Source organism: Hydrogenophaga defluvii, from assembly GCF_042665235.1.
GTDB classification, from domain to species: Bacteria; Pseudomonadota; Gammaproteobacteria; order Burkholderiales; family Burkholderiaceae_C; genus Hydrogenophaga; species Hydrogenophaga defluvii_A.
This window is the reverse complement of the sequence record NZ_JBHTBZ010000016.1, coordinates 66,356-83,767: the sequence shown is the minus strand read 5'-3', so window position 1 is coordinate 83,767 and position 17,412 is coordinate 66,356. Positions and strand designations below refer to the sequence as shown.

The 17,412-nt window shown below is 66.9% G+C and carries 18 protein-coding genes; 7 read left to right on the top strand and 11 right to left on the bottom strand.

The annotated features are described in order from the left end of the window. Window positions 1–11 precede the first annotated feature (11 nt). Genes ACFQU0_RS07560 through ACFQU0_RS07535 form a run of 6 tightly spaced genes read right to left on the bottom strand, consistent with a single transcriptional unit; the run spans window position 12 to window position 5,803 of the window. Window positions 12–839: an aspartate dehydrogenase gene (locus tag ACFQU0_RS07560; protein ID WP_382199565.1), complete on the bottom strand. Its 828-nt coding sequence runs from the start codon at window positions 837–839 to the stop codon at window positions 12–14. After that, window positions 839–1,420 (bottom strand): CoxG family protein, encoded by a 582-nt coding sequence (locus tag ACFQU0_RS07555; RefSeq protein ID WP_382199564.1) that lies wholly within the window; start codon window positions 1,418–1,420, stop codon window positions 839–841. Before ACFQU0_RS07555 ends, ACFQU0_RS07560 begins: the two co-directional genes overlap by 1 nt. Next, on the bottom strand, window positions 1,417–2,223 hold the full coding sequence (locus ACFQU0_RS07550) for an FAD binding domain-containing protein (RefSeq protein WP_382199563.1): 807 nt from the start codon (window positions 2,221–2,223) through the stop codon (window positions 1,417–1,419). The genes ACFQU0_RS07555 and ACFQU0_RS07550 overlap by 4 nt, the downstream gene beginning before the upstream one ends. Further along, window positions 2,220–2,696 carry a (2Fe-2S)-binding protein gene (locus tag ACFQU0_RS07545; protein WP_382199562.1) on the bottom strand — a complete coding sequence of 159 codons (477 nt, stop codon included), beginning with the start codon at window positions 2,694–2,696 and terminating at the stop codon, window positions 2,220–2,222. The genes ACFQU0_RS07550 and ACFQU0_RS07545 overlap by 4 nt, the downstream gene beginning before the upstream one ends. A gap of 3 nt (window positions 2,697–2,699) precedes the next feature. Beyond that, on the bottom strand, window positions 2,700–3,662 hold the full coding sequence (locus ACFQU0_RS07540) for a dihydrodipicolinate synthase family protein (protein ID WP_382199561.1): 963 nt from the start codon (window positions 3,660–3,662) through the stop codon (window positions 2,700–2,702). After that, on the bottom strand, window positions 3,659–5,803 hold the full coding sequence (locus ACFQU0_RS07535; protein WP_382199560.1) for a xanthine dehydrogenase family protein molybdopterin-binding subunit: 2,145 nt from the start codon (window positions 5,801–5,803) through the stop codon (window positions 3,659–3,661). Before ACFQU0_RS07535 ends, ACFQU0_RS07540 begins: the two co-directional genes overlap by 4 nt. A gap of 88 nt (window positions 5,804–5,891) precedes the next feature. On the opposite strand from ACFQU0_RS07535, the gene gph reads away from it, so the two are divergent. Then, the gene (gene gph / locus ACFQU0_RS07530; RefSeq protein WP_382199559.1) at window positions 5,892–6,596 is read left to right on the top strand and encodes a phosphoglycolate phosphatase; all 705 of its coding nucleotides are present in this window, start codon (window positions 5,892–5,894) and stop codon (window positions 6,594–6,596) included. A 112-nt stretch (window positions 6,597–6,708) separates the two neighbouring features. Then, complete coding sequence (locus ACFQU0_RS07525; protein ID WP_382199660.1) at window positions 6,709–7,899, top strand: MFS transporter; 1,191 nt, start codon at window positions 6,709–6,711, stop codon at window positions 7,897–7,899. On the opposite strand, the gene ACFQU0_RS07520 is transcribed toward ACFQU0_RS07525, so the two are convergent. Beyond that, window positions 7,882–9,255, bottom strand: a complete 1,374-nt coding sequence (locus tag ACFQU0_RS07520) for a chloride channel protein (RefSeq protein ID WP_382199558.1) — start codon at window positions 9,253–9,255, stop codon at window positions 7,882–7,884. The genes ACFQU0_RS07525 and ACFQU0_RS07520 overlap by 18 nt on opposite strands. Window positions 9,256–9,341: 86 nt before the next feature. Here ACFQU0_RS07520 and ACFQU0_RS07515 point away from each other — a divergent pair, with 86 nt between their 5' ends. The 4 genes from ACFQU0_RS07515 (at window position 9,342) to ACFQU0_RS07500 (ending at window position 11,762) form a co-directional block, all read left to right on the top strand. After that, window positions 9,342–9,656, top strand: coding sequence for a FitA-like ribbon-helix-helix domain-containing protein (locus tag ACFQU0_RS07515; RefSeq protein WP_382199557.1), 315 nt, complete (start codon window positions 9,342–9,344; stop codon window positions 9,654–9,656). Continuing rightward, on the top strand, window positions 9,653–10,087 hold the full coding sequence (locus ACFQU0_RS07510) for a type II toxin-antitoxin system VapC family toxin (RefSeq protein WP_382199556.1): 435 nt from the start codon (window positions 9,653–9,655) through the stop codon (window positions 10,085–10,087). Before ACFQU0_RS07515 ends, ACFQU0_RS07510 begins: the two co-directional genes overlap by 4 nt. A gap of 68 nt (window positions 10,088–10,155) precedes the next feature. Next, window positions 10,156–10,659 carry a single-stranded DNA-binding protein gene (gene ssb / locus ACFQU0_RS07505; RefSeq protein WP_382199555.1) on the top strand — a complete coding sequence of 168 codons (504 nt, stop codon included), beginning with the start codon at window positions 10,156–10,158 and terminating at the stop codon, window positions 10,657–10,659. 80 nt (window positions 10,660–10,739) lie between these two features. Next, entirely contained in the window at window positions 10,740–11,762 is a 1,023-nt protein-coding gene (locus tag ACFQU0_RS07500; RefSeq protein ID WP_382199554.1) for a GGDEF domain-containing protein, read from the top strand. A gap of 12 nt (window positions 11,763–11,774) precedes the next feature. Here the strand turns inward: ACFQU0_RS07500 and mnmA are convergent, their stop codons facing one another. From mnmA to ACFQU0_RS07480, 4 genes are all read right to left on the bottom strand, one after another. Beyond that, window positions 11,775–12,893, bottom strand: coding sequence for a tRNA 2-thiouridine(34) synthase MnmA (gene mnmA / locus ACFQU0_RS07495; protein ID WP_382199553.1), 1,119 nt, complete (start codon window positions 12,891–12,893; stop codon window positions 11,775–11,777). A 301-nt stretch (window positions 12,894–13,194) separates the two neighbouring features. After that, complete coding sequence (locus tag ACFQU0_RS07490; RefSeq protein ID WP_382199552.1) at window positions 13,195–13,908, bottom strand: Crp/Fnr family transcriptional regulator; 714 nt, start codon at window positions 13,906–13,908, stop codon at window positions 13,195–13,197. A 6-nt stretch (window positions 13,909–13,914) separates the two neighbouring features. After that, window positions 13,915–14,625, bottom strand: a complete 711-nt coding sequence (locus ACFQU0_RS07485; protein WP_382199551.1) for a Crp/Fnr family transcriptional regulator — start codon at window positions 14,623–14,625, stop codon at window positions 13,915–13,917. A 667-nt stretch (window positions 14,626–15,292) separates the two neighbouring features. Continuing rightward, complete coding sequence (locus ACFQU0_RS07480; RefSeq protein WP_382199550.1) at window positions 15,293–16,573, bottom strand: glutamate-5-semialdehyde dehydrogenase; 1,281 nt, start codon at window positions 16,571–16,573, stop codon at window positions 15,293–15,295. Between the two features lie 161 nt (window positions 16,574–16,734). On the opposite strand from ACFQU0_RS07480, the gene ACFQU0_RS07475 reads away from it, so the two are divergent. Then, a complete protein-coding gene (locus ACFQU0_RS07475; protein WP_382199549.1) occupies window positions 16,735–17,397 on the top strand; it encodes an Asp/Glu/hydantoin racemase in 663 nt (220 codons plus the stop codon). Window positions 17,398–17,412: the final 15 nt, after the last annotated feature.

Genomic DNA, 17,412 nt, shown 5'->3' with positions numbered 1-17,412 from the left:
GATGGGAATCTTCAAAGCGACACAGCGGCGCCACGCCGCACCAGGGCGTGCAAGACACTGTGTGCGGTGATGTGTGACGTGCGCGGGTTCAGCGGGTCGGGCCGGTTGGCCAGGCGCAGCGTGAGACGCCCAGCGGCGCCCGAGGCCTCGACCTCGTGCACGTTGTCGGCGACTTCGGGGTCGGCCCACAGCTCCACCCGCGTGTGTTCCAGGCCCAGCGTGGCCAGGGCGACGGTGGCCGCCACGTTGGCGTTGCGCGGGAAACGCAGTGCGGCCTCGCCCGCGCTGCCACGGAACACACAGGTGGCGCTGCGGAGTTGGGCCAGGTCGTGCGTGTCGGCAGCGGCGGTGCCCAGCCAAGCACGTGTGGGTTTGTGGCCTCGGTAGGTCACCTCGTCGAGCCCGGCGCTGTGGGCCGCGCCCAACCAGTCGAGACCGCCGATGGCACCCGACACCAGCCGCAGCTGGGCATCACCGGTGCGCGCAGCGGCCTCCAGCCGCGCCAGGCGAGCCCCGTCGGCCAACGCGCCCACCGACACCAGCACCAGATCGGTGCCGCTGCCCAACACGGTTTCCGCGTGCGCGTCCACCGCCTGGTGGCCAGCGCATTCGGCCACCACGTCGGGGCGGGTGTTCAGCAGCGCGTGTGTGTCCGCCACCAACAGGTGCGCGAGTGAGGGCCACTCGCTGGCGGCACGGGCGGTGTCACGCACCAGCACGGCCACCAGCTCAAAGGCCTCGGGCCGCGCCAGCAGCAACGTCACCAAACGCTGGCCGATGGCACCCAGCCCCATCAGCGCAACACGCTGGGGGGCGAGGGCGCGGCGAGGGGCAAGCATCAGGCCAACCACCACAGCAACACGGCGGCCCCCACCAACAAGGTGGCCACCCACACACTGTCGGGCACGGCCTGCGGTGGGGTGGGCAATGTGGGCGGGGACACCGACGCCGTATCGCCAGGCGCCACATCGGACGGCGCCGCTGCGAGCAGCGCGGCGAACCGCTGGAAAAAGTCCTCGCTCATCTTGCGCACCGTGCCATCGATCAGGCGCGCACCCAGCTGCGCGATCTTGCCGCCCACCTGGGCGTCGGCCGTCCAGTCGAGCCGCGTTTCGGTGGCCGACACAGCGGTCAGCGCCACCTTGGCCTCGCCTTTGCCAAAACCAGCCACCCCACCCTGCCCGGCGAAGCGCAGGGTACAGGCGCTGGGGGGCGTCATTTCCAGCAAGGTCATGGTGCTGGCAAAACGCGCCGACACGGGACCGATGCTGACCTTGACGCTGCTGACGTATTCGGTGTCGCTGGTGCGTTCGAACTTGTCGCACCCCGCCACACATTGCTGCAGCACGACGGGGTCGAGCAGGGCGTCCCACACACGCTGCAGCGGTTGGTTCAGGGTTTGTGAGCCTTGGAAATTCATGGTGCGCTGGTGAGGTGTTGTTGGACGGCACGGCGGGTGAGCACACCTGCCAGGTGGGCGCGGTACTCGGCGCTGGCATGCAGATCGCTGCCGGCCCACGCCGCGTCCACCACCAGGCCGTTCAAGGCCTGGGCATCAAAACGGCGGGCCAGCGCGGCCTCCGCCTCGGGCCAGCGGCACACGCCATGCCCCAGGCCAGTGAGGGCCACACGCACGCCGTCGGCCGTGCGTGCCACGGCCACGCCGGTGAGCGCAAACCGCGAGGCGGGCTGCTCGAACTTGAGGTAGTGCAGGCGCGGCGCGAGGGGAAACCGCACACCCACCAGCACCTCGTCAGCTTCCAGCGCGGTGCTGAACAAGCCCTGGAAAAAGTCGTCGGCGGTGATCTCGCGCCGGTCGGTCACCACCGTTCCGCCCAGGGCCAGCACACCCGCAGGCCAGCAGGCCGCCGGGTCGGCGTTGGCGATGGAGCCGCCCAGCGTGCCCCGGTTGCGCACCTGCTGGTCGGCGATGCCGGCGGCCAGCCGCGCCAGGCCGGGCAGGCGCTGGCGCACCAGGGGCGAGGCGGCCACTTGCGCGTGGGAACACATGGCGCCCACCCACAGCTGCCCCGCGTCTTCGCGCAGGCCTTTCAGCTCGGGCAGGGCCTGCAGGTCGATGAGCAGCGTGGGCGCGGCCAGGCGCAGGCGCATGGCGGCCAGCAAAGTTTGGCCACCGGCCAGCAGCTTGGCGTCGGGGTCTTCGCGCAGCCAGGCCACCGCATCGGCCATCCGGGTCGCGGTGCGAAAGTCCAACACACTCATGGCGCCGCCCGCATCTGGCGCAGCCCTTGGCACACCGCCGTGACGATGCCGCTGTAGCCGGTGCAACGGCACAGGTTGCCTGCCAGCGCATGGCGCACCGCATCGGGTTCGGCCGGCACCTCTTCGGTCGCCATGGCCACGGCGCGCATCACCATGCCGGGGGTGCAGTAGCCACACTGCAGCGCGTGGTGTTGGCCAAAGGCCTGCTGCATGGGGTGCAGGGTGCCGTCGGGCGCGGCCAGGGCCTCGATGCTCTGCACCTCCGCGCCGGGCAACTGGCGCACCAGCACGTTGCACGACTTGACGGCCAGCCCATCGACGAGCACGGTGCAGGCACCACACTGGGCGGTGTCGCAGCCGGCGTGGGTGCCGGTCAGGCCCAACTGTTCGCGCAGCAGCTCGATCAGGGTTTGCGACGCGTCTTCACCGCCCAGCACCTGCTGGCCGTTGACCTTGAGGGACACACCACCCATGGCTCAGGCCAGCTTCAGGCCGCTGCGGGCCAAGGCCTCGCGGGTGGCGGCTTTTTCGGCGTCGGTCAGGTTGAGCAATGGCCGGCGCACCGGGCCGCCCACCTGGCCCAACAGCTCCATCCAGTATTTGGTGTAGGCCTGCGGCGTGCCGCTGGGCCGCGCCGACTTGAAGGCCTGACGTGCGGGGGCGAGGCTGTCGCGCACGGCACGCGCTTCGGCGTGTTTGCCTTCAAAGGCCAGGCGGGTGTAGTCGTTGATGCGCTGGTCCACCGCCGTTTGCAGCAGAAAGGGCGGGGTCGAGCACAGGTAGAGCTGCCAGCCCAGTTCGATGATGTTGTCCAGCCACTCCTCTTCAGAGGCGGTGCTGACCAGGATTTTGTCGCCCGCGAGTTCGGTGAGCTTTTTGTAGAGCGGGCGGTCCACGCTGTACTTGATGGCCACGATGTTGGGCAGCTCGGCAATGCGCGCGCACAGCTCGGGGCTCATGATGTAGCCGCAGTCGGGGTGGTTCCACAAGGCGATGCCGATGTCGAGTTGCTCGCTGAGGTGGCGGTAGTACTCGTACACCGTGGCCTCGGCGTCGTGGTGGAAGTGCAGCACGGGGCTGTGCACCACGATGTAGTCGGCGCCGATGTCTTGCGAGTGGCGGGCCAGCTCCAGCACCACGTCGAGGTTGGTGTCGGAGCACGAGGTCACGATGCCGCAGTGGCCCGCGGCTTCTTCCACCGCCAGTTCAAAGGTGCGCTTGCGCTCGGCCACCGACATGGAGAAAAACTCGCCCTGTTTGCCACTCACGAACAGGCCACCGAGTTTGAGCGTGTGAATCCAGTGCTGGAGGTTGCGGCGAAAGCCCGCTTCGTCCAGCGACAGGTCGGCGTTGAAGGGCGTGGCGGTGGCCGCCCAGACGCCACGGAAATGCTGGCGGGCGTAGGCCTTGGCGTCTTGTTTGGCGTACTTGGTGCTCATGGGGCAACTTTCGAAAAGGGGGATTGGGTGGCGCGCCAGAGGCGCTCGGCGGTGAGAGGAAAGTCCAGGTCCACTTCGCCCACGGGCGAGAGCGCGTCGGCGGCGGCGTTGAGCAGGGCGGCCGGCACACCAATGCAGCCGGCCTCGCCCACACCTTTGGCGCCCAGCGCGTTGGCCTGGGTGGGCTGGTGCAGGCCCACCAGTTCAACGGCGTCCAGGGGCGGCATGTCGACGGCGCGGGGCACGGCGTAATCCATCAGCGAGCCGGTGACGAGCTGGCCTTCGGCGTCGTACACCAGGCGCTCGAACAAGGCCTGGCCAATGCCTTGCGCCAAACCGCCGAGCAACTGGCCCTGGGCCAGTTGTGGCGAGACGATGTGGCCCGCGTCGTCGGCCCAGACGAGGCGCTCGATGGTGGGCTGGCCGGTGTCGCGGTCAATGTGCAGACGGGCGATCACGCAGCCGTAGCTCCAGGCTTCGGCCGGCGCGGTGTAGATGTGTTCGGTCGCCAGCGGCAAGGCCTCGCCAGCATCGCGGCGGCGCGCGGCGTCCTGCGCGGCCAGCAGCACCGCGCTGCCACCAATCGCCATGCTGCGACTGGCCAACGCGCCAATGCCCTCGGGGCAGGTGGCGGTGTCGCCATGTGCCACCTCGATGCGTTCGGGCGCCACGCCCAGGGCCTGCGCGGCGATGGCCGCGTAACTGGTTTCATGGCCCTGACCCTGGGCGGAAGACCCGCTGGCCACCCGCACCGAGCCATCGGCACGCAAGGTGACACGCGCACTCTCCCAGCCCTGGCCACAGGGTTCGATGTAGAGGGCGGTGCCGATGCCCACCCACTCGCCCGCGGCGCGGCGTTCGGCCTGGCGGGCACGTTCGGCGGCATAGCCAAAGGCCTCGCAGGCGTGGTCCAGCGCGGCGCGGTAGTCACCGGCGTCCAGCGTCTCGCCGGTGAGCGTGGCAAACGGCATGTCTTTCGCGGTGATCAGGTTGCGGCGGCGCAGTTCGATCGGGTCCATCCTGAGCGCCCGTGCGGCGCGCTCCACCAGGCGCTCCATCAGCAGCGCGGCCTCGGGCCGGCCAGCGCCGCGGTAGATGTTGACCGCCGCCGCATTCGACGTTTCTGCGCTGGAGGTGATATCAACGCCGGCCACGCGGTAGGGGCCGGGCAGGATGCGTGCCGCGTTGCGCGAAGGCACCACCGCGCTGAACGGCAGCCACGCGCCCACGGGGAAACGCAACGCCGCCTGCAAGTGTTCAAAACAGCCGTCGGCGCCCAGCGCCAAGCTGCCCTGCAGTTGTGCCCCTCGGCCGTGCACACCCGACGTAAATTCTTCGGAGCGCGAGGCGGTCCACTTGACACAGGCCTTGAGCTCGCGCGCCAGCCAGGCCACCACCAGTTCTTCGGGCGTGAGCGAAGACTTGGCGCCAAACGCGCCGCCCACATCGGGCGCGATCACACGCACCTGGGCCACCGGCAGGTTCAGCACCGAAGCGATGTCGCCGCGCGCCCGCGACGGCGTCTGGGTGCCCAGCCACACACACAGCGACTGCGCCGCCTCATCCCACTCGGCCACCACGGCACGGGGCTCCATGGCAAACGCCAGCACACGCGGCTGGGTGTGGGCGACGGTCACACACACTGCAGCGGTGTCCGCCGATGGGGCGCCGGCTCGGCAGACCAGTTCGCTCACGACCGTGCCCTGCGCGCCCAGGTCGGGCTGTGCGGGCAAAGCCTCGCCATCGGCCCACACCACCTCGGCGGCCAGCGCGGCCGCTCGCGCGCTGCGCGCCACCACCACGGCCAAGGGCTGACCCACGCTGGTGGCTGTGTCGGTGGGCAACAACGGCGCACGGTGCCCATCGCTCACCGGCCACAGCGGGTTGGCGCCGGGCAGGCGCAGGCCCGCCAGCGCCGCACCGTCGAACACCGCCACCACGCCTTCTGAGGCACGCGCCGCCTCCAGGTCCAGCGCCTGGATAGACGCATGGGCGTGCATGCTGCGCACAAACGCGGCGAACAACATGCCGGGGCGCACCACGTCGTGCACGTAACGCCCCTGACCGGTCAGCAAACGCCGGTCTTCGACACGCGCCAAAGGTGCGGAGGGGGGCGTGGCAGGGTGGGACAAGGCGTTCATGGCGGCTGTTGCAGTGAGGCGTGTATTTCAGGCCAAAGTCCGCGCGCGGACAATCGCATTTTTCTGAACGATTCATCAGCCCAGCCACATGAAACCCACTTTGCGCAACACCAGCCAACTGCAGGCCGCCATCATCGATCTCGACGGCACCCTGGTGGACACACTGGGCGATTTTGTCGAAGCCCTCAACCGCACACTGGCCGAGCTGCACCTGCCGGCCCTGGGCCGCGCGCAAGTTGAACGCATGATCGGCAAGGGCTCGGAGAACCTGCTGCTGTCGGCCATGGCGCACTTGGGCGAACCCGACCCCGCCGCGCGCCTGCCCGCCGCCTGGGCCGCCTACCAGCGGCACTACCTCCATGTGAACGGACGTTTCAGTCAGGTGTTCGACGGCGCGCTGGCCGGCCTGCAAGCCCTGCGCGACGCCGGCCTGCCCCTGGCCTGCGTCACCAACAAGCCCCTGGCCTTCGCGCAAACCCTGCTGCACGACAAAGGTCTGGCTGGCTTTTTTTCGCATGTGTTCGGCGGCGACAGCTTTGAGCGCAAAAAGCCCGACCCGCTGCCCCTGCTGAAAACCTGCGAAGCCCTGGGCACGGCGCCCGCACGCACCCTGATGGTGGGCGATTCGCAAAACGACGGCCTGGCCGCTCGCGCCGCCGGTTGCCCGGTGGTGCTGGTCACCTACGGCTACAACCACGGCGAGCCGATCGCCGAGGCGCCACACGACGCGCTGCTGGATTCGCTCGCCCAGCTGAGCCAATGGCCGGGGCTGGCAAACGTGCAACGGGCTTGAGGGACAATAGCCGCTTCATTTCTGGCGCGCCGGCCCGGCCCAGCGCGCTCTTTGCCCCCCGTACCGTCTCCTGTACCGCGTGTCCGCCTCCGTTCCCGACAACCCCCACCGCATGACCCCGCTGGAGCGGCGCGCCAGCGCCTCGCTGGCGGCCATCTTTGCGCTGCGCATGCTGGGCCTGTTCCTGGTGCTGCCGGTCTTTGCGCTGGAAGCCCAGCGCCTGCCCGGTGGCGACGACCCGGCCCTGGTGGGTCTGGCCATGGGCCTGTACGGCCTCACCCAGGCCGTGTTGCAGATGCCGCTGGGCATGGCCTCTGACCGCTGGGGCCGCAAGCCGGTCATCCTGGCGGGCCTGGCGGTGTTTGCGCTGGGCAGCGCCCTGGCGGCCTGGGCGCCTTCGGTGCACTGGCTGGCGGCGGCCCGCGCGCTGCAGGGCGCGGGCGCCATCTCGGCGGCCGTCACCGCGTTCCTGGCCGACGTCACCCGCGACGAGGTCCGCACCAAGGCCATGGCCATGGTGGGCGCCAGCATCGCCCTGATGTTTGCGCTGTCGTTGGTGCTGGCGCCCTGGCTGGCCGCACGCATCGGATTGGGCGGGCTGTTTGGTCTGACGGCTGCGCTCGCGTTGGGCGGCATGGCCCTGGTGGCCTGGGTGGTGCCGCCCGAGCCACCTCAACACAAGGACGCAGGGCGCGGTGGCCTGCGCGAGGTGCTGGCCCACGGTGGCCTGTTGCGGCTGAACCTGGGCGTGTTTGTGCTGCACGCGGTGCAACTGGCCATGTGGATGGTGGTGCCGGCCCTGCTGGTGGGCGCGGGCCTGCCGGCCGCCGACCACTGGCAGGTCTATCTGCCGGCCATGGTGGTGTCGCTGCTCATCATGGGCGGCGGGCTGTTCCGGCTGGAGCGCAAAGGTTACCTGCGCGCGGTGTTTCTGCTGGCCATTGGCCTCATTGTGCTGGCGCAAGTGGGCTTTTTGCTGAGCGAGCAGGCGCCTTCGGTGCCGCTGCTCGCCGCGCTGTTGTGTGTGTTTTTTGTCGGCTTCAACACGTTGGAGGCCAGCCAACCCAGCCTGGCGTCCCGGCTGGCACCCGCCGCCCACCGAGGCACGGCGCTGGGGGTTTACAACACGCTGCAGTCACTGGGCTTTTTTGCCGGTGGCGCGGCCGGCGGCTGGTTGCTGCGCCAGCACGGCGGCCAAGCCGTTTTTGCCGCCGCCGTCGCGCTCACGGTGTTGTGGCTGGCGGTGGCCTGGGGCATGGCACCACAAGCGCCCCGCAACGCGGCCTCAGTCCCGGCGCACTGAAGCGCCAGACGCCTCGGGTGCGGCAGGCGCCGGGCTGTCCACCACACCCCGCAGCATGAGCTGGGACAAGGTGCTGTAGAGCGGCCGGCTGATCATGCGCGACACCAGGCTGGCCAGCAGGGCGGCGGCCATCAGGCTGAGCACCATGCCATGGCCATCGGTCATTTCCATCACGATGATCATGGCGGTGATGGGCGTCTGCGTGACCGCCGCGAGAAACGCGGCCATGCCCAGCGCAATCAAGGCCTGCAGGTGGGGCGAGCCGGTCAACCAGGCCACGTCGGCGCCCACGCCCGCACCCAGCGACAGGCTCGGGCCAAAAATGCCGCCCGGCACGCCGGCCCAGGCCGACAGCCACGAGGCCACAAACTTGAGCCAGGTGAACAGCACAGGCGTGTGTTCTTGTGCCGACGGCAGCGCCAACAACTCGCGCGTGTGGTCATGCCCACCGCCCAGCGCAGCCCCCTGGCTCACCACCCCAATCACGGCCACCACAAAACCACAGGCGGCGGCAAAACGCACCGGGTAACGGCGCCGGAAGGCGCAGAAGCGGTCGGGCAGACCCGTGAAGGAGGCGATCATCAACCGAGCGAGCAAACCGCCCAGCAGGCCACTGAGCACCGCCACCAGCAAGCCCGGCCCCATCAAGCCCCACCACGACACCGCCTCCGCCCGCACCCGGCCAAAGTAGGACAGGTTGCCGAACGCCGACACCGCCACCAGACCTGAGACCACGATGGCCGCCAACATCAGGCCACTGCTGCGCTGCTCCAGCCGACGGCTCAACTCTTCGATGGCAAACACGATGCCGCCCAGCGGCGTGTTGAAGGCCGCCGCGATGCCGGCGGCCCCACCGGCCACCAGCAATTCGCGTTCGGAGATGGCGGTTTTGGGAGACAGGTAGCGGCGCGCGTGGTGCATGACACCCGCGGCCACCTGCACCGACGGCCCCTGCCGGCCGATGGACAGGCCGGCCAGCAAACCACCCGAAACCCCCAGCACCTTGGCCGCGCTGATGCGCAGCGACACAAACCGCCCGCGCGAGGTGGCCGGCACCTCGGGCGCCAACGCACACATCACCTGTGGCACGCCCGAGCCCGCCGCCGCCGGGGCCCAGCGCCGCACGGCCCACACGACCAGCGCGGTGACAGCGGGCGTCCACAGCAACGGCGCCCACCAGGCGGCGCTTCGCAAGGCGTCAAACCACTCAAATGCGGCATCGGCCAACAGGGTAAAGCCCACCACCGCCAGCCCGGCCAGCACCGCAAAGGTGATCACAACGGCGCGGTCCAGCCACTGGCGGCCATCGCCCATCTCGTTGCGCAGGTTTTGCAGGAAATCGGGCTCGCCTTTCATCGGCTGCAGTGTAGTTCCCAGCCTGCGGCGCTTGAATATGCGCCACAACGAATTCAAAATGAAACCACATCTGAAATGGCTTCAAAATGCCTCATCTTTCCATCAAAGACGTGCCCGACGACTGGGCCAACGCCCTGCGCCAACGGGCTGCGCGCAACCACCGCTCGCTCCAAGGCGAACTGATGGCCTTGCTGGAGCAGGCGGTGCACGAGGTCGGCGTGCGCCCCACCTCGGGCGCCGTGTTGCGCCGTACAACCCCGGCAGGTGGCCTGGGCACGGTGCGCCGGGGCTGGAAAACCATTGAACAGGTGAGCGCGGAACTGCGGGCCCGCCACCCGCAGCCCATCGCCGAGCAGGCCTCCAGCCTGGCCCTCATCCGCGAAGACCGCGACAGCCGATGACCGCGCTCGCCCCGCTGTTTGTGGCCGAGCCGCCGCCGAGCTACCTGGAGCGCCCACCGCTGGTGGTGGACTGCAGCGCCGTGGCTGGCCTGGTGTTCCGCGAACCCTGGTTTGAAGCGGCGCAGGGCCGGTTTGACGGCCGCAATCTGCACGCACCCCATTTGCTGAGCAGCGAAATCGCCAGTGTGGCCCTCAAAAAACACCGGCGCGGCGAGACCCACGCGCTCACCGGCCTGACCATCGCCGCCGAGCTGGACATCGAACTGCACGCCACGGACCCGGTGCAAGTGGTCGATCTGGCCAAGCGCTACGGCCTGAGCGCCTACGACGCCGCCTACCTGTGGCTGGCCGCCGAGCTGCGCTGCCCCTTGGCCACCTTCGACGAGGCGCTGGCGCGCGCCGCCACCAATCACTTGGCCCACCTCGGCTGACCAGCCATCAGCGCCAGGCCAAGCCACTTGCGGCACAATCTCGGTACTCACATCAGGGCATTCCACTCATGGCATCCGTCAACAAAGTCATCCTCGTCGGCAACTGCGGCCGCGACCCCGAAATTCGCTACCTGCCCTCGGGCCAGGCCGTGGCCAACGTGAGTGTGGCCACCTCCAGCCGCCGCAAGGACCGCAACACCGGCGAAACGGTGGAAGACACGCAGTGGCACCGCGTCACGTTCTACGACCGCCTGGCCGAGATCGCCGGCGAATACGTCAAAAAGGGCCGCCCCATTTACGTTGAAGGCCGGCTCAAATACGGCACCTACGTGGACAAGGCCACCGGCGTGGAGAAGAACACGGTGGACATCATCGCCACCGAAATGCAGTTGCTGGGCGGCCGTGAAGGCATGGGTGGCCCCGGTGACGAGGGCGGTGGTGGTGGTGGCTACAGCCGCCCGACGGCTGTACCGCGTGCGGCCGCGCCCACTGCCGCACCCCGCCAACCCGCTGCCCGGCCGGCACCGGCCAGCAGCGGTTTTGAAGACATGGACGACGACATCCCGTTCTGACGGGTGACCCGCCTCGGCGGGTTTTTTTTCGCCTGTTGTTCGTTTTGTTTGCCTTTTGACCCACCTGGTTTGCCCGAGACATGCTCTACACCGAATCCAAGGAAAAAAGCGCCGAACTGCTGCGTGCCGTGCTGGCACTGATGAACCAGCACAGCGCCGCTTTCAACCCGGTCACCTACGCCGTGTGTTACGAATACGTCGCTGGCATCAACGGCCGCCTGAACCAGGCCTTTGACCACTTCACCCGCACCGAAGCGCGCCTGAGCGACAACACCATGGTGCGCCTGTACCGCGAACACATCGCCGGCATCGACGACAAGACCATGGAGCGCATCAGTGGCGACATGCAGCGGGTGATGACGGGCATGTCGGAGAGCGCGGCGCGCACCGGCAACGAGGCGGGCGACTTCACACAACACCTGGCCGGCCTGTCGCAGGCGCTGCAATCCAGCGGCACCGAGCGCCTGGGCCTGCACCTGGGCCAGGCGCTGCAGCAGACCGAGGCGATGCGCAGCTCGGCGGCCGCGCTGCAGGCGCAGGTCGCCGCCAGTCAGCGCGAGATCGAGCAGTTGCGCACCGACCTGCAGCGCGCCCGGGAAGACGTGTTTATGGACGCGCTCACCCGCGTGCTCAACCGCAAAGGGCTGGACCACAAGATGGGCCAGTTGCTGCGCACCCCGCCCAACGCCGGCACCCAACACGCGCTGGTAATGCTGGACATCGATCACTTCAAGGCCATCAACGACGGCCACGGCCACCTGATGGGCGACCGCGTGCTCAGCGCCCTGGGCGAATTGCTCAGGCTGTCGGTGGGCGAGGCCGGCAGCACGGTGGCACGGTATGGTGGCGAGGAGTTCGCCATTTTGTTGCCACACGCCACACCGGCACTGGCGAAGGAAGTGGCCGAGCGCGTGCGCCTGCGCACCAAGGCACTCAAAATTCGCCACAAGCAGACCAACGAGGTGGTGCTCACGCTCACGCTGTCGGCCGGTGTGGCCACACAGCAGCACGGCGAAGACGCGACCGCCTGGATCGCCCGTGCCGACAAGGCGCTGTACCAAGCCAAGGAAAGTGGCCGCGACCGGGTGAGCCTGGCGGCTTGAGCGGCTGAGCCGTCAAGCGAAGTCGGCCGCCTCGGTGTCGATGACACCACCGCCCAAACACACCTCGCCGTCGTACAACACGGCCGACTGGCCCGGTGTGACCGCCCATTGGGCCTCGCTGAAATCCAGCCGAAAACCCCGCTCGCCCTCGGGCGCAAATCGGCACGGCGCATCGCTCTGCCGGTAACGCGTTTTGGCGGCGATATTGCCAGCCGCTGGCGGCACGCCCGCCACCCAACTCGCGTCCTGCGCCCGCAGGGTGGGCGACAACAGCCACGGGTGGTCGTGGCCTTGCACCACCCACAGCGTGTTCTTGGCCACGTCTTTGCGCGCCACAAACCAGGGCGCGTGTTCACCACCGCCACGCTGTGCGCCTTTCTCCTTCACGCCACCAATGCCCAAGCCCTGGCGCTGGCCCAGGGTGTAGAAGCTCAGGCCCTGGTGCTGACCGATGGTGCGGCCCTTGTCGTCCTTGATGGGGCCGGGCTCTTTGGCGATGTAGCGGTTGAGGAAGTCGCGAAAGGGCCGCTCGCCGATGAAACAAATGCCGGTGCTGTCCTTCTTCTTGGCGTTGGGCAGGCCAATCTCGGCCGCGATGCGGCGCACCTCGGTCTTGTGCAGTTCACCCACGGGAAACAGGGTCTTGCTCAGCTGCGCTTGGTTGAGGCGGTGCAGAAAATAGCTCTGGTCCTTGGAAGGATCGAGGCCCTTGAGCAACTGAAAAGCGCCCCCGTGCTCGCGCACGCGTGCGTAGTGGCCCGTGGCGATTTTCTCGGCACCCAGGCGCATGGCGTGGTCGAGAAAGGCCTTGAACTTGATCTCGGCGTTGCACAGGATGTCGGGGTTGGGTGTGCGGCCAGCCGAATATTCGCGCAGGAACTCGGCGAACACGCGGTCCTTGTATTCGGCCGCGAAGTTGACGTGCTCGATCTCGATGCCAATCACGTCGGCCACGCTGGCGGCGTCCACAAAGTCGATGTTGGACGAGCAGTACTCGCCATCGTCATCGTCTTCCCAGTTCTTCATGAAGATGCCGATGACCTCATGGCCTTGCTGCTTGAGCAAATGGGCGCTCACGGCCGAATCCACGCCGCCGGACAGGCCGACGACCACACGCTGCTTGGGGTTCATGGGGCAGGATTATCCCGCCAGCGTCCTCAGCGGATGCTTGACGGTGCGAAAACCCCGTCTGAACCCAAGCTGACGGTATCTGACGGAAATGTCACGGTTGTGGATTTCTTTCGTGACATTCCCCGGCACAGTACGGACTCAGCAGGGAGCAATAACAAAAAGTCAGCAGAAGAACAGAGGGAGCGAAAAAGGGAGAGGCGCCACAGAGCGACGACGAGAAGACAGGAAGGCGGGTGTGTGTTGCGGGATCGAGAGATCCGGGGAGGCGCAACACACCCCGCCTGAACTGCTTTTGGGGGCCTCAGTCGGGAGCAGCGGGCGAATCGAGGTGTTCAAAAAACCGCGGGTACAGGATCACCTTGCGGTACGCCAGCTCAATGTCGCCGCTCTGACGCAAGTGCTTCAACTCTTCGTGCACACGCTGCCTGGAGGCACCCACACCCGTGGCCAAATCACCTTGCCCCACCCACAGCTCCACACTGCCATCGCGCGCAGGGATGCCGTGGTGGGTGCTCCACCAACGCAACACCGACCGCAACTTGCCGGCCAGGGTGCGCTGGCCCACCACCTCGATGATGTCGAACTGCTGACGCAGCCGTTTGCTCAAGCCCACGGCCACGCCCACGCCGGCCTCGGGCAGGGTCATGACCATCTCGCGCAAAACCTCCAGCGGAAAATGCAGCACCTCGCAGTCGGGTGTGTCAACGCGGATGGTCATGCGTGAACTGCGGTTCAACATCAAGTTGTTGATGCCAAAAATCTCTTGCGCCATGATCCAGCCGCCGTGCAATTCGGCCCCGTCGGGATGCGCCGCCATGCAGTGCAAACGCCCGCTCAACAGCCATGAGGCATGCGCCGGCACCACCCCGCGGCGCTGCACCTCCTCACCCCGGCGGTAACGCCGCCTTGTGCCACGCGTCTGCAGCAGGTGGCGTGCCTCGGGCGGCAGGTCGTGCACGGTGAAGCCCACCGTTTTGATGCCGAAGGGAGAAAAAGCGCCACTCGGGTCGTTCATCGTCAATCAGCCCTGGGTCGCCTGAAGTTGCTCAAAAAAACGCGGTCGCAAAACGATCTTGCGGTACGCCACGTCCAGCTCGCCTCGGTCGCGCATGGCCTTCAGTTCCATCTGCACGCGCTGGCGGGAGGCACCCACGCCATTGGCCAAGTCGTTTTGTGTGACCCACAGCTCCACGCTGCCGTCGCGTGCGGGCACAGAATAGTGGCTCGACCACCACACCAGCAAGGCGCGAAGTTTGTCTTCCAGCAAGCCCGGACCGGTGACGTCGATGAAGTCGTACATCTGCTCGATGCGCCGGCTCAGCGCCACCGACACCCCCCACCGGGCGTCGGGGAAGCGGTGCATCATGTCAAGCAGGAGGTCACGCGAAAAATGCAGGACGTGCGCCTCGTCCGTGTCCACCACCAGGTGGTTGAGCGCGGGGCAATCGGGCAGCAGTATATTGAAGAGGCCAAACAGCTCCTCGGTCATGACCCACCCTCGGGCATGCTCCGAACCGTCGGGCTGGTACACAACGGTGCGCAAGCGGCCTTTTTGCAGCCAGGCCGCCGCGGTCAGCGGCACCCGGGTGCGCTGCACCGTTTCGCCCCGCTGGTACACCCGCATCTGACCGTTGTCGCGCAGAAACGCACGCGCCTCCTCGGGGAAGTCGTGGATGGTGGGACCGTTGGTCCTCACGCCAAAAGGCGACAAGGCGGCATCGTTGGGGTTCATGGTGCTGAAGGCTTTTGACGGGTGCTCGGCCAGTCCGCCGTGTGTCAACCCGATCTCACCCCCATTCTGACCGAAAAGTCACCTTAGTTACAAATTCCGCATTTTTTATCTAAGGAATGGCCCTCTCCCCATTTCTCCGAGCATCTTGTATGCACTTTTTGACTACAGTTGGGCCCGCAACAAGGTGACAAGGCATCGGTAAAAAACTTTCCAGCATCTGACACAAATGTCACAAGAGCGGAAGTTTGTTTTTACCTTTGAGGCCACACTTCATCTCACCGGGACACACATCGCCACCACGAAGCGATGGACCGGTACAGGGGGAGAAACAAGTCGGTCAGCGTCACAGGGAGGCGCCACACGGCGAGACAAGAAGAAGACAGGGGACGGGTGACTGTTGCGGGATCGGTGCCATGCATCCGATCCGGGGAGGCGCAACACCACCCGTCCAAACTGCCAGGGAGCCCAAGCGTCAGAGAACGCAGCGATCAGGGAGCGAACAACCAACACGGCGCCACAGAGCAGCCGACGGTTCAGGCCCCACAGAGGGTCAGCAGAACATTCAGGGAAAACGGGCGGGCTGCCATGGACACAGCCGGGACACACCCGGTGGCGTCGGGAAGGCATGGCAGCCCGTTTCGCCCACCACCGGGCTGGCCACAGCGCCTCAGCCTCGCACTTCGCCTTCGCCCAGCACCACGTACTTCAGCGAGGTCAGGCCTTCGATGCCCACCGGCCCACGCGCGTGGAATTTGTCGGTGCTGATGCCAATTTCCGCACCCAAACCGTACTCAAAACCATCGGCAAAACGCGTGCTGGCGTTGACCATGACGCTGGCCGAATCCACCTCGCGCAAAAAGCGCTGGGCGTGCATGTGGTCGGTGGTCAGGATGGCGTCGGTGTGGTGGCTGCTGTAGCGGTTGATGTGGGCAATGGCCTCGTCCACGCCGGCCACCACCTTGATGCTGATGATGGGCGCCAGGTACTCCTCAAACCAGTCCTGCTCGGTCGCATCTTTCACCTGCGCGCCGGGCACAGCCACCAGCAGCGCCTTGGCCTCGGGACAGCAACGCATTTCCACGCCTTTTTGTGCGTAGATGGCACCAATGCGCGGCAGAAAATCGGCCGCCACACCACGCGCCACCAACAGACCTTCGCTGGCGTTGCAGGGGCTGTACTTGTTCGTTTTGGCGTTGTCGGCCACCTTCACCGCCATGGCGATGTCGCAAGGGTCGTCTACGTAGGTGTGGCAATTGCCATCCAGGTGCTTGATCACGGGCACCTTGGCCTCGGCGCTGATGCGCTCGATCAGGCCCTTGCCACCACGCGGGATGATCACGTCCACATAGGCAGGCATGGTGATGAGCTGGCCCACGGCAGCGCGGTCGGTGGTGGGCACCAGCTGCACCGCGTCCACCGGCAGGCCGGCCTCGGTCAGGGCCTGTTGCACCAGCTTGGCCAGGGCGCGGTTGCTGTCGATGGCCTCAGAGCCACCGCGCAGAATGCAGGCGTTGCCGCTCTTGATGGACAGGCTGGCGGCCTCGATAGTGACGTTGGGCCGGCTCTCGTAAATCATGCCGAAGACCCCGATGGGCACACGCATCTGGCCCACGCGGATGCCGCTGGGCTGCTGCTTCATGCCGATGATTTCGCCAATGATGTCGGCCATGGCGGCGAGCTGCTCGCAGCCTTCGGCGCAGGTTTCCAGCACCTTGGGCGTGAGTTTCAGGCGGTCCACCATGGGCTCGCTCAGGCCGTTGGCACGGGCACGTTCCAGATCCTTGGCGTTGTCCACCTGCAGGGCGTCCACGTTGGCGCGCAGCAGGCGGGCCAAGGCCAGCAACGCATCGCGCTTGCGCGCGGCCGGGGCACGTGCCATCTCGAAAGCGGCGCGGCGGGCCTGCACGCCCAGGGTCTGCATCAGTTCGGGGACATTCATCGCGTTCATGACGACATTTTCGCACCGCCCACTGGGTCATGCCCATGACACGTTCAAGCACTGACCAAATCTACGCTCTGCAGACCCAGGGTGCCTATACACGCTCCACGCACCGACAATGATTGCACTGCGATAAGCCTTCAACGTACACCGCCTCCAACTGCTCAACCATGACACCGCCCAACAACCTGGCCTTTCTGCACACCTCTCCGTCACATGTGCCCACGTTCGAAGCGTTGGTACAAAGGGTCGCACCAGGTGTGCGTGTGGCGCATCACGTGCGAGAAGACCTGCTGGACTATGCCCGGGTTTACGGTCCGGATGATCCAGCGTTGGTGCAGCAAGTGCAAGAAGCGATGCGCAGCGCAGCGACGTCGGGCGCCCAGGTCGTTGTGTGCACCTGTTCCAGCATTGGCGCTGCCGCTGAGACCACCGTGACGGGAGGACAGTTTCTGGCACAGCGCGTGGACCGCGCGATGGCGGACCACGCCGCGCGCAGCGGCACCCGACTGTGGTTGGTGGCTGCATTACCAAGCACGGTGGCGCCCACACGGGCGCTGATTGAAGACTCTGCTCAACGGATAGGCATGCCCGTGGCACTCGAATCGCTGGTGGTCGATTCAGCTTGGCCTCACTTCTTGAGAGACGATCAAAGTGCCTACATCGACGCCATTGTGGAAGCCGTTCGAGGTGTTGCCTCGGTTTCGGACACGGTGGTGCTGGCCCAGGCGTCCATGGCAGCAGCCGCCATCAGGTTGGCTGACATGGGCGTTCAAGCACTCAGCAGCCCCGAGCCAGGCGTTCGGCGTGCGCTCGACAGCCTGATGTTTTGAACCATTCCTGGAGGC

Excerpts from the sequence above, each read along its gene's own strand:
- ACFQU0_RS07480 (WP_382199550.1), bottom strand. The coding sequence starts at position 16,573 with ATGAACGCGATGAATGTCCCCGAACTGATGCAGACCCTGGGCGTGCAG.
- ACFQU0_RS07555 (WP_382199564.1), bottom strand. The coding sequence starts at position 1,420 with ATGAATTTCCAAGGCTCACAAACCCTGAACCAACCGCTGCAGCGTGTG.
- ACFQU0_RS07545 (WP_382199562.1), bottom strand. The coding sequence starts at position 2,696 with ATGGGTGGTGTGTCCCTCAAGGTCAACGGCCAGCAGGTGCTGGGCGGT.
- ACFQU0_RS07510 (WP_382199556.1), top strand. The coding sequence starts at position 9,653 with ATGACCGCGCTCGCCCCGCTGTTTGTGGCCGAGCCGCCGCCGAGCTAC.
- ACFQU0_RS07560 (WP_382199565.1), bottom strand. The coding sequence starts at position 839 with ATGCTTGCCCCTCGCCGCGCCCTCGCCCCCCAGCGTGTTGCGCTGATG.
- ACFQU0_RS07520 (WP_382199558.1), bottom strand. The coding sequence starts at position 9,255 with ATGAAAGGCGAGCCCGATTTCCTGCAAAACCTGCGCAACGAGATGGGC.
- ACFQU0_RS07500 (WP_382199554.1), top strand. The coding sequence starts at position 10,740 with ATGCTCTACACCGAATCCAAGGAAAAAAGCGCCGAACTGCTGCGTGCC.
- ACFQU0_RS07550 (WP_382199563.1), bottom strand. The coding sequence starts at position 2,223 with ATGAGTGTGTTGGACTTTCGCACCGCGACCCGGATGGCCGATGCGGTG.
- ACFQU0_RS07535 (WP_382199560.1), bottom strand. The coding sequence starts at position 5,803 with ATGAACGCCTTGTCCCACCCTGCCACGCCCCCCTCCGCACCTTTGGCG.
- ACFQU0_RS07540 (WP_382199561.1), bottom strand. The coding sequence starts at position 3,662 with ATGAGCACCAAGTACGCCAAACAAGACGCCAAGGCCTACGCCCGCCAG.
- gph (WP_382199559.1), top strand. The coding sequence starts at position 5,892 with ATGAAACCCACTTTGCGCAACACCAGCCAACTGCAGGCCGCCATCATC.
- ACFQU0_RS07475 (WP_382199549.1), top strand. The coding sequence starts at position 16,735 with ATGACACCGCCCAACAACCTGGCCTTTCTGCACACCTCTCCGTCACAT.
- ACFQU0_RS07525 (WP_382199660.1), top strand. The coding sequence starts at position 6,709 with ATGACCCCGCTGGAGCGGCGCGCCAGCGCCTCGCTGGCGGCCATCTTT.
- ACFQU0_RS07515 (WP_382199557.1), top strand. The coding sequence starts at position 9,342 with ATGCCTCATCTTTCCATCAAAGACGTGCCCGACGACTGGGCCAACGCC.
- mnmA (WP_382199553.1), bottom strand. The coding sequence starts at position 12,893 with ATGAACCCCAAGCAGCGTGTGGTCGTCGGCCTGTCCGGCGGCGTGGAT.
- ACFQU0_RS07490 (WP_382199552.1), bottom strand. The coding sequence starts at position 13,908 with ATGAACGACCCGAGTGGCGCTTTTTCTCCCTTCGGCATCAAAACGGTG.
- ssb (WP_382199555.1), top strand. The coding sequence starts at position 10,156 with ATGGCATCCGTCAACAAAGTCATCCTCGTCGGCAACTGCGGCCGCGAC.
- ACFQU0_RS07485 (WP_382199551.1), bottom strand. The coding sequence starts at position 14,625 with ATGAACCCCAACGATGCCGCCTTGTCGCCTTTTGGCGTGAGGACCAAC.